The sequence below is a fragment of the Haloferula rosea genome, from assembly GCF_016595525.1.
Taxonomy (GTDB): Bacteria; Verrucomicrobiota; Verrucomicrobiia; order Verrucomicrobiales; family Akkermansiaceae; genus Haloferula; species Haloferula rosea.
On sequence record NZ_JAENII010000001.1, the window covers coordinates 250266 to 270098 of the forward strand.

The window sequence follows — 19833 nt, forward strand, 5'->3', positions numbered from 1 at the left end:
AGGTGCGACGTCCTCGATGTCGCAACGGACGGGGATCTTGGAAACGAGGCATCGAGCTTCGGACGGGAAACCCATTCTCAGGCCTGGTGGCCCATTGACATCATGCTCAAGCCCAATGAGCTTAAGGTTGGGCAACTGCTCTCAAACAACCCGTGCAACGTAAAAATCCAGACAATCCGAACCCATAACCGCAATGAAAAAGCATCAAACCCCGCAAACCCAATCCTCGCTCTTCGGGAGTGTCCGCTCCTCGATCGTTCTCCTCGGTCTTCTGACTCCCGTCATCGCCACCGCGGCGGATGGCACCTGGATCGGCGGCAATATCAATGGTAACTGGAGCGACACCGCCAATTGGCAAGACGGTATCGTCGGCGATGGCGCCGCCTCGGTCGTCAGTGTGACGGCCGACTACATTGGAACCGGTGGTGCAGCCAAGTCCGTCACGATTGATACCACCTCACGCACCGTGGGCGTGCTAACAATCGGTGATACCGATCCGGGAACTGCCGGCAAGATGCAGATCTTCGGGGATGGTGCCACGGATCTGACCTTCGACAACAGTGGGTCGGGTGCAGTGGTCACCAACATCGGTGGCGTCAACAATGGTCTGGTCCTGCCCATGTTCCTTCTCGACGACCTCACCCTCAACAACAATGCGGACACCCTGATGGTCCTGGCCGATGATATCTCCGCGGGCGATGCCGGGAGCTACACGATCACCAACGCTGGAACCGGAACGGCCGAATTGCGGGTTGGGACCGGCATTGCAGATGGTGGTGGTACGGTGGCTTTCACCCAGAACAGTGCCACGTCGAATACGGCATTCTTCAACAGCGTGAACACCTACACCGGACTTACGACGATCAGTGCAGGATCGTTGAGCGTGGAGGAAGGTGGCACGCTTGGCATGGGGGATACCCTCAACGACTCGGCCCTTCTTTTCAACCGCAGCGGCGGTGAATACACCTATGCGGGCGCCATCAGCGGCATTGGAACCGTGACCCAATCAGGTGCGGGCACGGTCACGCTCTCCGGCGCCAGTACCTATACCGGCGCGACCTCGATCACCAGCGGCACGCTGGACATCACGGGGAGCTTGACCTCGGACGTCACGGTGGGCGCTGATGCGACCCTCAGTGGCGAAGGCAGCACCACGGGTGCCGTCACATTGGAAAACGCCGGTGTTTTGAGTGTCGACCCCCTCACTGCGGGGGCTTTCAGCACCACCGGCACGCTGACAACGAATGCGACCACGCTCATTGCCCTCGAGTCACTCCCTGCGGATAGCAACCCGTTTACCCTCATCAATTACGGGACCTACGTGGGAAGCGTCACCGATTTCTTCACGGAGAACTACCGCACTTCAGGGGTGGTCGACGATTCCGCGAACAACCGTCTCACTCTTGCGATCGATGTCCAGAGCAGCAACTGGACCGGAGGCGACGCACTCGTTCCTACCTTCTGGGACGTTGGTAACGGCGAGAACTGGAGCTCTTCTGACAGCCTCTATTATGATGCCGACAGTGTCACCTTTGGCGACACCGCTGCGGGATTGGTAGAGGTCCAGTTCCCTGTGGCTCCCAACACCGTCACCTTTGCCAATACGAATGGCAATAACTATACGATCGATGACGTCACTGCCGGTTCGGAGACCATCACCACCACTTCCGGGGGCATCAATGTCACCGGAGGAGGGGATGTGACCATGAACATCAAGCTCACCGGCAATACGGACATCACCCACTCCGGAACCGGAACGCTCAGCCTGGGTGGCGGTGGCGCCGTGAACAATGACTTCATCGGCACGATCACTGTGGATGGTGGAGGAACGCTCAAGAACCTCCGCAATACGGACAACATCAACTCGCTCGGCGACTTCGGGAATACCTTCAGTTTCACCAATGGCAGCACCTTCGACCTGAATTCGATCGCCAACCACCGTGACTATCAGAATTATGGAGCTGGAAGCTTCTTCTTTGGTGATGGAACAACCATCAGTAATTCTGGAAATACCTCGAATGATGCCTTTGGTGACCAACTCGTCTTCGGGGGTGATGTCACCTTCGACGGCACCGGTCGCTTCGATATCCAAGGAACCATCGATGTCACCGGGACTGACATCACCATCACCCTCGAGAACAACGTGGGCAACGTCATCAGCGGCGACAACGGCGCCCAGTCGATCGCCGAATGGGTGGTCAACGACGGCATCCTGATTGTGAGTAATGACAATGCTTTGGGTGATAATGCGACCATCACGGTCAACCCGGGTGCCGGGTTGCGGGGGAACATTGCCACCAACCAAGTACGCACCATCCCCAACGATGTCACTCTCGCGGGTGGCCAGTTGGAATCCGGATTCCAGAACAGTGATACCTACTTTACCGGGGCAATCGATGTCACGGCAGACAGTCGGATCGTTCCCAATACCAATGACAACGACGATCGCGAGATCCATCTGATCGGGTCCCTTACGGAGTCTGGATTGGGTGGGGATCTGACCATCGACAGCGGAACAACGGTCCTGACATCGAGCCTGGATCTCACTGGGTTCACGGGAGACTTCATTCTCGACAAGTCCCTGACGCGAAACACCGTTCTCCAAATTCAGGATGGAATCGATGTGACGCAGGATGTGGTTGTGGTCGATGGGCCCGGATTGAAGGAGATTCATGTTACCACCGGAAACTCCGCCACCATTTCCGGGAACATCACCATCAATGATACCACCGCCGAATCCTTTGATCTGCTCGTGCAGGATGCTTCCGATACCCTGACGGTTTCCGGCGACATTTCCGGCACGGGTGGTGCAGGTCTGACCAAGACCTTGCCGGGTAGCCTGATCCTCAGTGGTCAGAATTCCTACGCTGGAAACAGTGTCATCTACAACGGCATCGTAACGCTCACGAGCAGCAGTCGCACCACGATCTACCCAACGGTCGATGCTACGAGCAATCAGATCGATGTCCGCGGCGCGGGGGTCGTCAATGCCGACGGAGAGCTCTACTTCGACCTGAGTGCAGCCGACGCCACGGCTGGCAACAGCTGGCAGATCATCACGGGCGCTGGCACGGTGACCCCTGGTGGGACCTTCACCGTCAACAGTTCGCTGGGTGCCTTTTCGAATGCTGGGTCCGAGTGGACCTTGGATGACGGCAGCAACCTCTGGACCTTCGACCTGCTCACCGGAGCTCTTTCGGTGGCGACTGCCGGGACGCCGTTCGACACTTGGATGGCCCAGTTCACCACCCTTTCCGGCCCCGACACCGATCCTGGTGCGGATCCGGATGGCGACAACGTCGACAACTTCACCGAGTTCGCCTTTGACGGCAATCCGGAGGACGGTTCGAACAACGGTCGGATCCATCTTTTCACCGAGGACACGGTTCCGAATGATGTGCTGGTGCTGACCGTTGCGGTGCGTAGCGATACCGGTGCGTGGTCGGGCAGCGATGCCTTGACGGCCAGCTCGGCTCCGGATGGCGTGGACTATACGATCGAAGGGTCGCTAGATTTGCTTGCTTTCGATCAAGTCATCTCGGAAGTCTCACCGGTTCAGGATGCCGGACTCGCTCCGCTGAGCGCTGGATACAAGTGGCAGAGCTTCAAGCTCAACGGTTCGGAAGGCTTGTCCGGCAAGGGTTTCATGCGGGCGGCTGCCGCTGAGGTGGCCGAGTGATCCGCTGGGTCGGGATCGCATCCCGACCATCACCGTCAATCACTGGAGCCGTCACCCATCATCGGTGGCGGCTCCACGATCACGGTTCGGGTAGGAAGGGTAAAGTAGGTGAGGCGGGTAGCGCCTCGGTCTTGAACAGAAGAAGGCGGCATGTCGATGGGTCCCAACAGCGTTCTCACCTGGCACCGGCTTCTCAAAAGCACTGTGGAGGGGCGTTTGGCCAACCACATTGACAAACGATGGAGAGGCTCATTGGTGGCGGTCAACCGCTTGACCAAGGGCGGCAGCGTGGAGAGAGTTGCGCTACTTGGGAAAAAGGAGTGAAACCTTAGAATTTATGAATCGAATGGAAAAATATTCAGTGGGAATTGGTGTGGCTGGAACGAGCTTGTTCCTGTCAGCAGGGAGCGTTTCCGCCGAAGGGGACTTTGCGGATGATGTGAGCTTCATGAAGGAGCATACCCCGGTGGTGCTTTTGCAGGATGGGGACGCAGCGGTGGCGGTGGCTCCGGACTATCAGGGGCGTGTCATGACGAGCACCTATGATTTCAAGGAGGGTCCGAGCTTTGGCTGGATCAATCGGCCGGTGATCGAAAAGGGCCTGCTCTCCGATGAGGAGAAGAAGGGCAAGCTTGAAGAGCATATCTACATCTTCGGTGGCGAAGAGCGCTTCTGGCTCGGGCCGGAGGGTGGTCAGTATGCCATCTTCTTCAAACCCGGAGCCAAGTTCGAGTTCTCGGACTGGGCGACACCGCCTGTCATTGATACGGAGCCCTTTGAACTGACTGACAAGTCCGCGACATCCGCGAAGTTCAAGCACGAGGCGGAGTTGATCAACCACAGTGGCACCAAGTTTGAGATCGGAATCGAACGCACCGTGAAGCTGATCAGCAAGGAAACGGCTTCGAGTCTATTGGGCGTCGATCTCGGTGAGGGTCTGCGCATGGTCGGCTACGAAACGGACAACCGGATCACCAACACGGGTGAGGACGCGTGGAAGGCTGAAAGCGGACTGCTTTCGATCTGGTTGCTTGGAATGTACAATCCATCACCCGAGACCACGGTCGTCATTCCTTTCAAGAGTGGCTCGGAGGAGGAACTCGGCACCAAGGTGAATGATGCCTACTTCGGCAAGGTGCCACCTGAATACCTCAAGGTTGAGGATGATATCCTCTTCTTCAAGGGAGACGGAACCCATCGGGGGAAGATCGGTGTCACCGCACAACGATCCAAGGGCATTGCCGGGAGCTATGATGCCGCCGGCAAGGTGCTCAACATCGTCACCTACAACGTCCAGGATGCGCCGAACGGCTTCGTCAATTCGATGTGGGAAATCCAGAAGGAACCCTACGCCGGCGATGTCATCAACGCCTACAATGATGGATCGCCGGAGCCCGGCGCACCGCCACTGGGACCGTTCTACGAGCTGGAGACTTCTTCACCCGCCGCGGCCCTGAAGCCGGGCGAGACGATGAAGCACATCCAGCGGACCTATCACATCCAAGGGAGCGAGGCACTCCTCGACCCGCTTGCCAGGAAGCTGCTGGGAGCTGGTCTCGAGGAGATTAATTCGGCACTCTAACAAAACGTCACGAGGATTCCAGAATGATGAGTCGATCAGGAAAGGGCAGCGGCGTGGGGCATTCTGGAGATTGCTGTGGAAGTGATGGAACGGCTTTCGGGCGTCGTGACTTCATCAGGACCTCTGGATTGACGGCTGCCATGCTGATGGCGGGCCGCATGAAGGTGATGGCCGGACCGTTTTCAGCAGAAGACTTCGACAAGATCATCCCGGCCGACAAGAAACTCAGCAAAGAGTGGATCGACACGCTCTACGCGCGCGGCGAGCCGACGACGGTGAAGGCGGGCAAGGTCGATTACATCGGCATGCCGATCAACGGGCTTGGAACCGGGCAGGTTTATCTGAGTGGTGACGGGGAGCTGTGGTATTGGAATCTGACCGCGCAGAAGCGCAAGAAGCACAACCCGAAGGGCCCGGCCTACATGAGTCCGGATCTGGCCAAGGGACCTGCCGGGCAAGGTTTCGCGCTGCAGGTGAATGGCAAGACGCACCTCTTGAATTCAGAGGGTTTTCGCGATGTAACCTTCACCAACCAATATCCGATGGCGCGGGTCGACTACGCCGATGCGGACTGTCCGGTGGATGTGCAACTCGAAGCCTACACGCCCTTCATTCCACTCGATCGGGATGAGTCGAGCTACCCGGTGGTCGTCATGCGCTATACCTTGACGAACCATTCATCTGAGACCCGGGAGGTTGCCTTGGCCGGGTGGATCCAGAATCTTGTGGCCGCCAGGAAGGGGCCGAAGGTCAGCGCGTATCGTGAGCTGGACAACATCGCGACCGTCGAATGCTCCGGTGGAACACCGAACAGCAACGGAATGGCGCTTGGAGTGTTCGGTGAAGGAAGGCCGGAACTGGTGGATGTGGAGAAGACGAAACCGGGAGCCGAGGGTGTCTTCGATGGCGGCGTTGGTGTGAAGCAGGGCAAGTCGGACGCGGCTTCCATGGGTCGAAGGTTCAGCCTGAAGCCAGGGGAGTCGAAGACCGTGTCCTTCGCGGTTTCCTGGCGCCTCCCGGTGGTGAAATATGGCACCGGTTTCGGGCACAAGACCTCGCCGGGTCGCTATCACTACGCGACTCAATGGCCGAGCGCGTCGGAAGCGGCGGCGCAGGTGGCGAGTCGTGAAACCACTCTCTATGGCGGCACGAAGAAGTGGGTCGATACCTGGTATGACTCCACCTTGCCGTATTGGTTCCTCGAGCGGGCCTTCATTCCGATCAACTGCATGCAGACCCAGACCGTGCAGAGGGTCATTCCTCAGGGATCCAAGCAGGACATCTACAACATGGAGGAAGGGGTGCGCTGTTGCCCGGGCAACTGCACCCATGTTTGGAACTACGCGCAGGGGCTGGCACGCATCTTCCCGGTGATCGAGCGCGAATGCCGTGAGCGGATCGAGTATGGGCTCGGCTTTGACAAGTCGAATGGCGAGATCAGTTTCCGTTACAACGTTCCAGGGAAGCGGGATCGGGACGACGCCCTTGATGGCACCTGTGGGACAATCATCCGAGTGCTCCGCGAGAGTCAGATGACGCCCGACTACCGTTTCCTCGAGAGTATCTGGGGGCGCGTGAAGCTGTCGATGGACGGCGTGATCAAGCACTGGGATCCGGATGAGGATGGTATCCTGTCGGGTGCCCAGCACAACACCCTCGACGAGCCCTGGCATGGCAAGGTGCATTGGCTGATCAATGTCTATCATGCGGCACTCAGGTCCGCCGCCACGATGGCACGGCAAATGAAGCAGGATGCGGTGGCCGAGCGCTACGAGAAGATCATTGCCAAGGGCGCGCCGGTGATGGTGAAGGAATTGTGGAACGAGGACTTCGGTTACTTCATCCATGTCCCGCCCGACGATGAAGCGCGCATGCACGGTTCGACCAAGGGCTGCCACATCGATCAGGTGCTGGGCGATAGCTGGCTCCATGAGGTCGGGCTCGATCCAATCCTGCCGCGGGACAAGACACGCAGGGCGCTCCAGTCACTCTGGAAGTACAACTTCACACCGGATGTCGGTGCTTTCCGCAAGATCATGACGAATGGTCGCTGGTATGCCGGACCGGGCGACGCCGGACTGGTGATGTGCAGCTTCCCCCATGGGAAGATCGAACCGAAGAGCGGCAACAAGAATTATGCCGGATACCTGAATGAGTGCATGACCGGCTTCGAGTGGCAGGTCGCCGCCCACATGCTCCGCGAGGGCATGGTGGAAGAAGGCTTGGCGATTGGGAAGGCGATCCACGACCGTTATTCCGCGGATCGGCGCAACCCCTACAACGAGATCGAGTGCAGCGACCACTACTCTCGCGCGATGGCCAGCTACGGGACCTACCTGGCAGCCCTGGGCTACCGTTACGACGGACCGGAAGGGAAGCTTGGCTTTGGTCCGAAGCTGAGCCCGGAGAACTTCCGGGCCGCCTTCACGACGGCGGAAGGATGGGGTCGCTTCACGCAGCAGGTCGCTGGCGGGAAATTGAGTGCGGGGATCGAGATGGGATATGGAAGTCTGAGACTGAAAGAGCTTGGACTGGACCCCGTGGAGGGGACCTCTGCAAGGGAGGTCGCGGTGGAACTGGACGGTGAACCCGTTGCGGCGGCATTTGAGCTTGGGTCCGGTCGCCATGTGCTGCGATTCGACGAGGAACTCACTTTGGGGGTAGGGCAGCGCCTGGCTGTCATGTTTTCCTGATGGAGCAGGCCGGCGGTCTGGTAGGTGCTGTGAAACTCTTAGGGCCAATCAGATTTCGAGCCGCAATCGAAATCGATCTAATCGCAAAAAAGACAAACTTTCTTGTTAACGCCCGCTCCTGAAAACTTCGAATTTTGAGTTGAGTCTCGTAGGCCTGAGCGTGAAGATCCAAACTCGGGTCGGATCGTCCGAGGCAACCGATTCGCACGAGTTCAACCCGAGAACGATCTCCACTTTGTAGATATGAAAATGGTTCCCTGCATTCTTACTGCTCTCGGCGCGATTGCGCTGACGCCTACAGCCAGTGCCGCACTTGTTTTGGGTGATACCATCGGGATTGATTTTGGAGATACGGCCTCCACAGATCCGAATAACGCTTGGAACAATCTCAGTGTAGGAGGGAACGAAACGACTGCTGGACTGGCTGATTCAGGCACCGTGGTTCTCTCGTCGGGAACGGTTCTGAACACCTCGAACATCATCGTTCCAGACGTCTCGTTTTCATTCACGAACTCTTCTGGTCAGATCGCTTGGGACTTCGGCGCTGCTGGGAACGCTGGTATCGGGCTGTTCACCGACGCGACCGTTTACGGCGACAGCATCATCTCCAATGACAAGACGGGGACCCCCTTCCGGCCTGTGCAATCCGGAACCGACACCTTCGTCTTCACCTTCGCTGGATTGAATGACGCACTGAGCTACGAACTGGTCGGTGGCTGGAGTCATGGAAATGGAAACTTCGAGGCAAACTGGTCCGCAGATGGCCAGAGCTTCAATACCCTGATTGCCCCGGGTAACGGATACGGCTCCTTGACCGGTCTCGAGACGGACGGGAGTGGCAACCTGGTCATCACCGTGACCGGTGTGGGCGGCGCAGGTCATATCACGGCGTCAGGTTTGACTCTCAAGGCGGTTCCCGAACCTTCCGGGACCTTGCTTTTCGGCGCTGGTGGAATCCTCTTGCTTCTGCGGAGGGTTCGCCGCGTTTGACGCAAGAAGCTTCCGGGTTCCGTGATCCGGAACCGGCGAGCATTCCCCGGTTTCTTTCCGACGGTCGGGCGAGTGGTGTAGGCTGCTGCTCTGTCCTCCTCTACATGTTCCACCCATTTCCCATGCCTGGACGCCCCATGCCTAAACTCGCCAACCAGATGGTTCTTCTGGGGGCGGTGTTGCTTTTGCCCCGAATGTCTGCAGCGGCGCCTTCCGAAGGACGTGGGGAAACTCAGAAGCCCAATTTCGTCATCATCTTCACGGATGATCAGGGCTACGGAGATCTCGGTTGTTTCGGGGGTGATCACGTCCAGACTCCGCGCATCGACCGGATGGCGGACGAGGGAGTGAAGCTGACCAGCTTCTACGTGGCGGGCAATGTCTGCACTCCGTCACGAGCCGCACTGATGACAGGGAGTTATCCCAAGCGCGTCGGCCTGGCCGCAGGCGTCTTTCTCGCCGGGGACAGGAATGGCCTGAATCCCGACGAAGTCACGATCGCCGAGGTGTTGAAGCCAGCTGGCTACGCGACCGGGATTTTCGGCAAGTGGCACTTGGGCGATCAACCGGAGTTCCTTCCGACGCGTCAGGGCTTTGATGAATTTTTCGGGCTGCCCTACAGCCACGACATCCATCCGTTCCACGGCAACAAGAAGCACAAGTTCCCGCCACTTCCCTTGATGGAAAAGGAGAAGGTGATCGAGGAGGAACCGGATGCCGACTTCCTGACGAAACGGATTACCGAGCGGGCGGTTGATTTCATCGTCCGGCATCAGGACGAGCCGTTCTTCCTCTACGTGCCGCATCCCATTCCCCACCGGCCGATCCACATGTCCCCTCCGTTCATGGAGGAGGTTCCGGAGGCGATCAAAGCGAAGTTGAGTGATGAAGAAGGCATTGATTATCTCACTCGTGACAAGATCTACAATCAGGCGGTCCGCGAGATCGACTGGTCGGTGGGTGAGATCCTCGATGCCCTGGAGGAGAACGGCATCGACGAGAAGACGCTTGTGATCTTCACCTCCGACAATGGTCCGTCGGTCGGGAAGACCGGTCCGCTATCCGGTGGAAAGGGGAGCACTTTCGAAGGTGGACAGCGGGTGCCGGCGGTCGTGCGTTGGCCGGGAAAGATTCCCGCGGGTCAGACGATCGACGAACTGACGACGGCGATGGACCTCCTGCCGACTTTCGCCGCGCTGGCTGGCACCGGCATTCCGTCCGACCGGGTGATCGACGGCAGGGATATCCTGCCGGTCCTCACCGAGGATGCGAAAACGCCGCATGAGGCATTCTTTTTCTTCAAGGGCAATGCTCTCAAGGCGGTGCGCTCCGGGAAGTGGAAACTGCATCTGGGCAAGGCGAAAGGAAACGCCAAGGCCCGGCGAGGAAAAGGCTCCAGTTCGCCCGTGATGGCCTTGTATGATTTGGATCGGGATAGGGCCGAGGAGAGAAATCTTCTCAACGAGCATCCCGAGCTCGTCGAGAAACTGCGATCGGAGGCGAAGATCTTCGAGGCGGAGCTCAAAAACGACATGCGACCTGCCGGACACAAGCCGGATGCAAAGCCTCTCACCACGAGAGCACATTGAGCTGGATCTGAGCAAAATGGGTTCCAGCACCAGCCGGAAAGAAATGGCGCCACCACGGGGTCCTGACCTGTTGACCATGGCGCCTGATGCCCAGAGGCCGGGATCAGACAATGGCTGAGATTGTCCAGGTGCTTCCCGAAAATGCGGCGGAATGGCATGTTTTCACTTTGCATCATGCATAATTTTCTCCTATTACCGTTTTTCCCATATGCCGTGCACTCGTCTCAAGTTTTGATGACGGTAAAACTCTAAAACCCCGAAATACCCTCCGAACCCATGAAACCCACCCCTGCCTTTCGATTTGGCTCCGGCCCGACGATTCTGTCACTTTGCTTCGCGGTCATCCCGAGCTTGACCTCTTCCATCGCTCAAGCTGCCGATTTTACTTGGGATGGCGACACGGATGCGACCTGGGCCACGGCTACCAACTGGACGGCGGACTCGGGTGTCCCTGGAACCGCAGACACCGTCACTTTCAATGGCGCGGGCAATGGAAACACGATTATCGATCTAGGAACGGCCCAAAACAGCGGTGCGATTACCTTTGATACCGCATCCGCCGCCGCCTACACGATTGGAGCCGGTGCGGTCGGCACCGATACCCTCACGTTCGACTACAGTGGCGGTGGCAACGTCATTTTGATGGAAAGCACCGTCACCAACGACCAACTGTTCAATGCGGATATTGTTCTTGGTGTCGACGGGACTGCTGCCAACTACGAATTTGATAATAATAGCGCGGATGGTACGCTCACTTTTGCAGGTGATATCAGTGGAGGAAGCGGTGGCACCGCGGGACAGAAATCCCTTTTTCTCGACAGCAATGGCTCACTGATCCTTTCAGGCGATATCAGCAATGGGGGTGCCAGCAGTGTGCGACTGTTGCTCGCCGCCAACCGCGGAACTGATGTTGTGACCTTGAGCGGGGACAACTCTTTCACCGGCGTCCTGAATATCAGCAGCAACAGAACCGCCTTGCTGACGAGCGATACCGCAGGAGGGGCTGGACTTATTCAAGTCGCCAATACCAACTCGCAATTGCGACTGGCAGACGGCGTCAATGTCGCCAACACCATCCAGATTGGCAACGGTGGGAACAACAAGGTCATCCGGCCTGACCCAAACGATCCAACTGCCTCGATTGAGATTTCGGGGATTATCGACATCAACGAGACGGGTGCGTCGAATTTTGATCTCATCGCCACGTCTGAGCAGACACTCACTTTTTCCGGGACGGTTGCTGCTTCTCCAGGTGCCAACATGACTTTGGTAAACAATGGCACATTTGTGATCAGTGGCGACAACACCGGCTTCAACAAGGACACAAATGTAACAGGCAATGGTGCGACCCTCCGCCTTCTGCACAACAACGCCGTTGGTGACACCGTCGCTGGCGATTTGTTTGTCAGTAATACTGCAACCGTTGAATTGGGCGACGGACTAACGTTTCCAAGTGACGTGGTCTTTCGTGTTCAAAATGGCGGGGCCAACAAGATCCTTCGCCTCGTCAGTGGTGCCACCAGTGCCGAGTGGTCTGGTGGGGTGAACATTGTGGAAACCGGTGCCAACAACTTTGATGTCATAACAGATTCCGGCCAAACGATCACGCTCTCAGGTGCCATCACTGGGACCGGAGCCGCGGGCCTATCCAAGTTCGGAGACGGTGATCTTGTTCTCAGCGGCACCAGCACCTACACGGGTGCCACCCAGGTGAACGAGGGCACCTTGTCCCTGGCAGGTAGCATCGAATCGGTCGCTAACGTCAATTCTGGCGGCACATTGAGTCTCGATTACGCCACCAGCGATACCAGCAAACTTTCAGATGCTGCAGCACTGAACCTCAATGGAGGCGCACTCGATCTCTCGGGCGGCACCCATGGCGAAGTTGTGGCTTCGACGACGTTGGGCGCCGGCACGGCCTCGTCGGTGACGCGCAGTAGCGGAACGGCGGTGTTGCATATGAATGCCATCACGCCCGGATCCGGAGCTGCGATTGATTTTGGCGCGGACAATATCGCCACGACCGATAACACCAACACCAACGGAATCCTCGGTGCGTGGGCAACGGTGGGCGGCACTGACTGGGCTGCGAACGCTACGAACGGGGCTGATGGCTTGATTGTCGCTTACACCGGCGGCTACACGGATGTGACCCTTCTGGAATCCGGCCCCAAGGTAATCTCGAATGATCCGACCTCGCAAGTGCGCGTCATTGACGGGACGGGCTCCACACCGGCCGACCTCACCTTGGGCTCGGCTGTCACGACAATCGATACCCTGAAGGTGTCCGCTACCGGCGGGCTGGTGACGATTGATCCCTCTAGCCAGACTCTGGAGCTCACCGGTCTCCTTGTTGAAGCGGCAAGCGGCGGTCTAACAATCGGCAACGGGGTCAGCAACGGCGTGCTGCGCAGTGCTGGCACCGAACTGAACGTGATTGCCAACGCTGCGACCACGGTGAACTCTGAAATCGCGGACGGAATCGGTGGGGCGAGCGCACTGGTGAAGACCGGGACGGGAACTGTCACGCTAACAGGAGCGAATACCTTCTCCGGCGTGACGACCGCAGGCGAGGGAATCCTTGAGCTAAGCAACAGCCTGGCACTTCAGAACAGTGCACTGGATACGTCCGGGAGCGCAATCGGAGATGCCACCAACGGGCTGAAGACCACGGTGACGACCCTGACTTTAGGGGGGCTCACCGGTGGCACGGATCTGGCCTCGCTCTTCACGACGACATCCGGTGGCTATGATGCAGTGACCGAGCTGACATTGAACCCGGGAACAGGAACGTCCGTCTATTCCGGTGTCATCGCCGATGGCGCGGCAGGCATGAGCCTCGTGAAGACAGGCGCGGGAGCGCAGACTTTGACTGGAGTCAGCACCTACACCGGAGGCACGACTCTCAGTGAGGGGACATTGAACGTGAGCACTACGGGAGCGCTTGGCACGGGCACCATCACCCTTGATGGCGGTTTGCTCTACGAGTCGGGCGGGACCGTCAATCTGGCGAATGACATTGATGTGACCGGCACGGCGGCGATCCAGGCTTCAGGTGGAGGAAACTTCAATTTGAACGGAGCCATTACCGGCAGCGGCACACTTAATGCGGGGGGTACTGCACCATCTTCCTCGGTTTTGATCGCGGATGACTTGAGTGGCTTCACAGGTACGATGTCCCATGAGAGTGTTAACCAAGCTAACAATCTCACCTTCTCAGCTGCCGTCAATACCACCGCCGCGTTCTCGCTCACAGGCGCTTCGTCCGGAACCAACCGCTCTTTGAGCTTCAACGGCGGCGCGACGATTGGGGAGCTTTCAGGTGACGGAGGTAGATTGCGGACGGCAGGAGCGCTTGTTGTCAACCAAAGCACGACGACGAGTTATGCTGGTACTTTGGAAAACTCTGGAAGTGCCATGAGCCTGGAGAAGCAGGGCACGGGTATCCTGACGCTGACGGGAAACAGCAGCTACACAGGTAGCGTCACGGCAACGGGTGGCGGCTTGGTGCTGCACCGCCCCGCCATTGTGAATGGCGTGTCGAAGCAGTATACCGTGAACAGCCCGGCGACTCTGGAGTTCTTCATTGATACCGGTTTAGGAACAACGGTGACTGCCGGCTACAAATTGGATGGCGACGGCACCTTCAAGAAAACGGGTCCGGACACATTCAACCACTATTCCTCTGGCTCCAACATTGCGATGGGTTCGGGTGGCTTGATTTGGATTGCCGAAGGGACTTGGAATTTCGGAGGCGCGACTCCGGGCACTTGGGTAAGCAACCTTTCGGATCTCCAAGTGGACGGTGGTGCAACCCTCGAGGGTCGCTCGACGACCATCCGGGTTGATGCCCTGGATGGCGCGGGAACCCTTGGAATCGGAGGCCAGGTGGCCAATGGCGGTGGTTTGATCGTCGGTGTCGACGATGGAAACGGCATCTTCTCCGGTGTGATTCAAGACACGACGGCGGATGGCTCAGCCTACTCACTGGAGAAGCAGGGCACCGGCACGCAGACCTTGAGCGGCATCAACACCTACAGCGGTGATACCACTGTGACAGCCGGCACTCTGACCCTGGCCGATGGCGGTCAACTGCTCTTCGAGCCGATGGGTGATGGCGTGAACAACCAGGTCAGTGGCTTTGGTTCCCTCAATCTTGACGGGGAGATTTATCTCGACCTGAGCGGGGCTGACTCCACCGATGGAAACAGCTGGCTGATCGTGGATGTGGCCAGTCTGACAGAGACTTTCGGTGCGACCTTCACCGTGAACAGTTCGCTGGGTTCGTTTTCCGAGGATGCTGGAGTGTGGACGTTGCGCGACGGAGCGGTGGAGTGGACCTTCAGCGAAGCCACCGGGACGCTTACAGCGGGGTTGACCCCATTTGGAACCTGGGCAGGTGCAACCGGTGCGACTCCCGACCCAACCGCCAATGACGATACGGACAGTCTCAGCAACCTGCTGGAGTTCGCCTTTGGAACGGATCCGCTGGTTTCCGATGCGGTGCCGCTCGACCCCTCAGTCCCTACCGCTGGTACTCCTGCACTCTCGGTGACCTACGGCCCGCTTGACTTCGATGCACAGTTTGTGCGACGCAAGGACGGCTCGGTGAATTATACCGTGCAGTTCAGTAATGACCTGAGCTCATGGGAGAACAGCGCCGAGACGCCTTCAGCCGTAGCGAATATCGATGCCGATTACGAAATCGTGGAAGTCAGTTATCCGATCGTCCTCAGCAATGGGAAGAAGGCCCGCTTCTTCCGCGTCGAGGTCCTGCTCGACTGATTTGACCTGCGAATCCCCATCATCTCCCTCTTGTGAAAATCCCCAAAAATACCCGCTGGATGACGGCCCTGGCGCCGTGGCTCTTCGCAGCCACCGTGCAAGCGGCCATCACCCACGTTGATCCGGTCGACATTGCCATACCGACGGACTTCGGAGGCATCTACATCGACTTGAATGCCGCTACGACCAGTGGCTCCACGGAGAGTGGGAGTGCCGCGAGTGACTCCTACACGATTTCATACTCCGAGCCGCCCTCCGGCGATTGGGATGTGAACTTCATCTTTGGTGGCGCGGGCATGATCCACAATGAGTCCATCAACGTTTATCGAGAGGGGGGAGGGACCGACAACCTGTCCGCGGTGAGCAACCTTGCAGGGAGCCTTGGTTTGAACGTGCTCATCGATGGAGATCCGATCGGGAGTGCGCAGCCTTTGGACGTGGCTTCCTTCGGCGCTTCGGGCGCGTTTCCTGCGGATTCCTACATGGGTGCCGGTTCGCATCAGTTCACTTCGGGTGTGGATGGCTACATCGGCTTCGTGCTGGATGAAAGCACGACGCCCCTGTATGGATGGATGAGGGTGACCTTGAACGATGACGGGACCCCGGGGCTGGTGAAGGAGTGGGCCTATTCGGACGCACCGATTGAGGTCGGCCAGGTCCCCGAACCAACCATTACGCTGATGCTCTTGGCTGGCCCGGCCTGCCTGTTGCTGCGACGCAGAAGAGCCGCTTGAGTAAAGTGCTGACGAATCGCGGAAGTAAGTGTCGTTTGTCTCAAATCGGCGTTGATTTCTGTTGATCGAATCGGCGGGCTTCCCGTTGATTGCGGGCATGTATGGGACCCAAGTGGGAAGAAACTTGTAGAAGCCTTGATACCCGTTTGGTTGGGCACTCTACCGAGGCCGTAGGTCAGAGTCGCGGGATTCGCTTCCATGACCACATCCGGAATCATTCCCTTGTGGGACTGGAGAGCCTGACGGACGAACCAACACGATCATGATCCCTGTGCATCAACTCACTTTGATGGTTGCCACATGCATGTCGCTTTGGGTGACTTGCTCTTCGCTCGTCGCCGAGGATCGCCCGAACATCATCCTCATTTTTGCCGATGACCTCGGCTACGGGGATCTCGGTTGCTACGGCTCGCCGGTGAAGACGCCGGAGATCGATCGCATGGCGGCGGAAGGCTTCCGCTCGACCGACTGCCTGGTGGCGGCGAACGTTTGCGGACCATCGCGGGCGGCGCTTCTGACCGGGCGCTACCCGATGCGCTGTGGGCATCCGATCTCGAGGCATCCTCTGCCGAAGTACGAGAAGTATGGGATCGCTCCGGAGGAACTGACCATCGCGGAACTGCTGAAGTCGGGCGGCTACCATACCAAGATGATCGGCAAGTGGCATCTTGGGTTTTACGTGGAGGGATCGCACCCGCTCGATGCCGGATTCGACGAGTATCTTGGACTTCACGGGAACTACGTCACCACAAAGAATCGTGTCGACGAGCGAACGATCTACCGTAACCGCGAGGTGTTGGAAAAGGATGTGGAATTCACGAAGGTGACCAAACTTTACACCGATGAGGCGGTGGATTTCATCAAGGGCGAGCACGACAAACCATTCTTCATCTATTTCTCCCATCATATCGCCCACACACCGATCGAGCCCAGCGCGAGCTTCAAGGGGAAGTCGGGTGTCAAGGGGCGCGCGGGGCTCCACAGTGACTTCGTGCTGGAGCTCGATGACAGTGTGGGGCGCGTCCGAGCTGCGGTCGAGGAGGCCGGGATCGCTGACGACACCCTGATCGTCTTCCTTTCCGACAACGGCCCGGCGCGGGACGGTTCGGCCAAGCCACTGAGTGGTGGCAAGTATGTGACCATGGAAGGCGGCCACCGCGTGCCGGGGATCTTTCAATGGCCGGGGACGATTCCCGCCGGCCAGGTTTCAGGAGCGATGATCACGAGCATGGATCTGTTGCCGACCTTCTGCCAACTGGCGGGCGTCGAGCTGCCGACGGATCGGAAGATCGACGGCAAGGACATCAGCGGGTTGCTCACCGGGAAAACGAAGGACAGTCCGCACGAGTTTTTCTTTTACTACAACGGTCTGGACCTGCAGGCGGTGCGCAACGAGAAGTGGAAACTGCATTTTCCGAGGACACCGAAGGATCAGCCCTACTGGGCGAAGCAGGACAGTGGCAAGCGGGTGCACACGACTTTGAAGAAGCCCTTGCTGTTTGATCTGGAGGGGGATGTCGGGGAGAAGAAGAACGTGATCGCCCAGCATCCTGAAGTGGTCAACGAACTGAAGAAGCAGGCGGATCGCGCGCGGATAGAGATCGGGGACATCGATGTCATCGGCTCGGACCAGCGTCCACACGGACTGGTGAACCCGCAGGAGAAAGAGTGAATGAAGGCGCTTGAGGAGTTGAAGGATCGGTTGCGTGCGACGGTAGTGCTGTGTTTTTTGCTCCTTTCGCTGGAAGTCGCCTTCGCAGAGCGGCCGACCCGTGTCGCCTGTGTGGGTGACAGCATCACCTATGGGTTCGGGATCGGGAGTCGGGAGGAGAAGAGCTATCCCGCCCAGCTTCAAGGTTTGCTGGGAGATCCCTGGATCGTCGGGAATTTCGGCAAGAATGGCGCGACCGTTCTGAAAAAGGGACACGCTCCCTATTGGAAGGCACCGCAGTATCGGGCGGCCCTCAAGTTTCAGCCGGATGTGGTGATCATCGCGTTGGGGACCAACGATTCCCGGCCGGAGAACATCGGCAAGCAGAGAGAGAACTTCGTCCCGAACTATTTGGATTTGATCCGGAGTTTCCGGAGTTTGGAGAGCAAGCCGGTCGTTTGGATCTGCCGTCCGGTTCCAATCTATGTCACCAGGAAGGGAATGACCGATGCGGTGCTCAGGAACGAGATCATTCCCTTGGTGGACGAGGTTGCCAACCGGGCCGGCGTCGAGGTCATCGACTTCTACACGGTCCTCAGCCACAGAAAGGAAATGTTTCCCGACGGGGTGCATCCCGATGCCGCAGGGGCGGGGCGGATTGCAGAAGCTGTGGTGGCTGCGATCACGAAGGAAGACCGTTGATTCGAGAGCATGATGAGAACAACCCTGCTAACGACCGTCGTTTCGCTTACCACGCTCGTGGTCTGCGCGCTGGCGGCTCCGCCCAATTTTGTGATCCTGCTGGCGGACGACATCAGCGCCACCAGCCTGGGCTGTTACGGATCGGACAACCCGCACACCTCGCCGAACATCGACAAGCTCGCCGACGAGGGCATTCGTTTCACCAACATGTTTGTGTCGGAGGCGATCTGCGCCCCGGCGCGGGCGGAACTCTACACCGGGCTCCAGCCGCACCGGAATGGCTGCATGCAGAATCACAAGGCGACGAACAAGGGCACTTTGAGCGTGGTGCAGCGCCTTGAGAAGCTCGGTTACCGGGTGGGCTTGACCGGCAAGACCCACATCAAGCCGAAGTCGGTCTATCCTTTCGAAGTGGTGAAGGGCTTCCCGGCGAACTGCAACGCGAGGAGAACGCCAGGAGAAGACTGGGGTGGGGTCGAAGGCTTCATGACGCGCGATCCCGAGCAGCCGTTCTGCCTCTTCATCTGCTCGATCCACGCCCACGCGCCATGGGACTCGGGCGATTCCTCGCGATGGGAACTCGACGAGTTGAAGCTGCCACCCCATTTCGCCGATACCCCGGAGACCCGCCGTTTTTTCCGCGAGTATCTGGCGGAGATCCGGCTCTTCGATGACCAGGTCGGTAGAGCGCGGGCGCTGCTTGAGAAGCACGGACTCGACGAGAATACCGTCGTGATCGTGCTCGACGAGAACGGTGCCGGGATGCCCTGCGGCAAGTGGACGAATTTCGACTGGGGCGTGCGTTCGGCCTGCCTGATCAAGTGGCCAGGGGTGGGGGGATTCGTCACGGATGTCGTCGCCCAGTACTGCGACATCCTGCCGACGTTGATCGAGGCGGCGTGTGGTAAAGTTCCAGCCGGTCTGGATGGTCGGAGCCTGTTGCCGCTGATTAGGGGTGAGACGGAAGCGCACCGAGACTTGGCTTTCTTCACCTACAACAGCGGGCCGGAGGGGCCGCCGTTCGGGTCGCGCGCAGTGACCGACGGTCGCTTCAAGCTGATGTGGAACCTGACGCCGGACAACCTCTTCGCCGTGAGGACGATCAACGGCTTCGACTACGGCTATGAGGACACCAAGATGCCGGATCGTCACGTGCGCCAGATCTATCAATCATGGTTGGAATTGGCTGAGATAGACACCGCCGCGGAATCGGCGGTTCAGCGCTTTCGCAAGCATCCGGAGTTTCAGCTTTATGACTTGTCGAAGGATCCATGGGAGCGGGAAAATTTGGCAAGTAACCCCGAATATGCCGCAACGCTGGAGCAGTTGAAGAACTCGATTTCCACATGGATGACGCAGCAGGGTGACGATGGCGTGACCGCTCCTGCTGGTAAGCAAAAGAAGAACTGAACCTCTAGGTATCTACCC

At 58.4% G+C, this 19833-nt stretch carries 10 protein-coding genes; all 10 read left to right on the forward strand.

All coding sequences use genetic code 11. The features are described 5' to 3' along the window. Positions 1 to 193: 193 nt before the first annotated feature. The 10 genes from JIN81_RS00860 to JIN81_RS00905 all read left to right on the forward strand — a co-directional run bounded on the left by JIN81_RS00860 (position 194) and on the right by JIN81_RS00905 (position 19815). Positions 194 to 3679 carry a beta strand repeat-containing protein gene (locus JIN81_RS00860; protein ID WP_200275286.1) on the forward strand — a complete coding sequence of 1162 codons (3486 nt, stop codon included), beginning with the start codon at positions 194 to 196 and terminating at the stop codon, positions 3677 to 3679. A gap of 346 nt (positions 3680 to 4025) precedes the next feature. After that, the gene (locus tag JIN81_RS00865; protein ID WP_200275288.1) at positions 4026 to 5261 is read left to right on the forward strand and encodes a DUF6786 family protein; all 1236 of its coding nucleotides are present in this window, start codon (positions 4026 to 4028) and stop codon (positions 5259 to 5261) included. A 23-nt stretch (positions 5262 to 5284) separates the two neighbouring features. Further along, positions 5285 to 7954, forward strand: a complete 2670-nt coding sequence (locus tag JIN81_RS00870) for a GH116 family glycosyl-hydrolase (protein ID WP_234044360.1) — start codon at positions 5285 to 5287, stop codon at positions 7952 to 7954. A gap of 243 nt (positions 7955 to 8197) precedes the next feature. Continuing rightward, positions 8198 to 8944 (forward strand): PEP-CTERM sorting domain-containing protein, encoded by a 747-nt coding sequence (locus JIN81_RS00875; RefSeq protein WP_200275299.1) that lies wholly within the window; start codon positions 8198 to 8200, stop codon positions 8942 to 8944. A gap of 137 nt (positions 8945 to 9081) precedes the next feature. Beyond that, positions 9082 to 10533, forward strand: a complete 1452-nt coding sequence (locus JIN81_RS00880) for a sulfatase family protein (protein WP_200275302.1) — start codon at positions 9082 to 9084, stop codon at positions 10531 to 10533. Positions 10534 to 10809: 276 nt separating this feature from the next. Next, entirely contained in the window at positions 10810 to 15318 is a 4509-nt protein-coding gene (locus tag JIN81_RS00885) for a beta strand repeat-containing protein (RefSeq protein WP_200275304.1), read from the forward strand. A 32-nt stretch (positions 15319 to 15350) separates the two neighbouring features. Next, positions 15351 to 16052, forward strand: coding sequence for a PEP-CTERM sorting domain-containing protein (locus JIN81_RS19395; protein ID WP_200275306.1), 702 nt, complete (start codon positions 15351 to 15353; stop codon positions 16050 to 16052). A 262-nt stretch (positions 16053 to 16314) separates the two neighbouring features. Next, positions 16315 to 17724 (forward strand): sulfatase family protein, encoded by a 1410-nt coding sequence (locus tag JIN81_RS00895; protein WP_200275308.1) that lies wholly within the window; start codon positions 16315 to 16317, stop codon positions 17722 to 17724. Beyond that, a complete protein-coding gene (locus JIN81_RS00900) occupies positions 17725 to 18405 on the forward strand; it encodes a GDSL-type esterase/lipase family protein (RefSeq protein WP_200275310.1) in 681 nt (226 codons plus the stop codon). Between the two features lie 9 nt (positions 18406 to 18414). Further along, on the forward strand, positions 18415 to 19815 hold the full coding sequence (locus JIN81_RS00905) for a sulfatase family protein (protein WP_200275312.1): 1401 nt from the start codon (positions 18415 to 18417) through the stop codon (positions 19813 to 19815). Positions 19816 to 19833 lie beyond the last annotated feature (18 nt).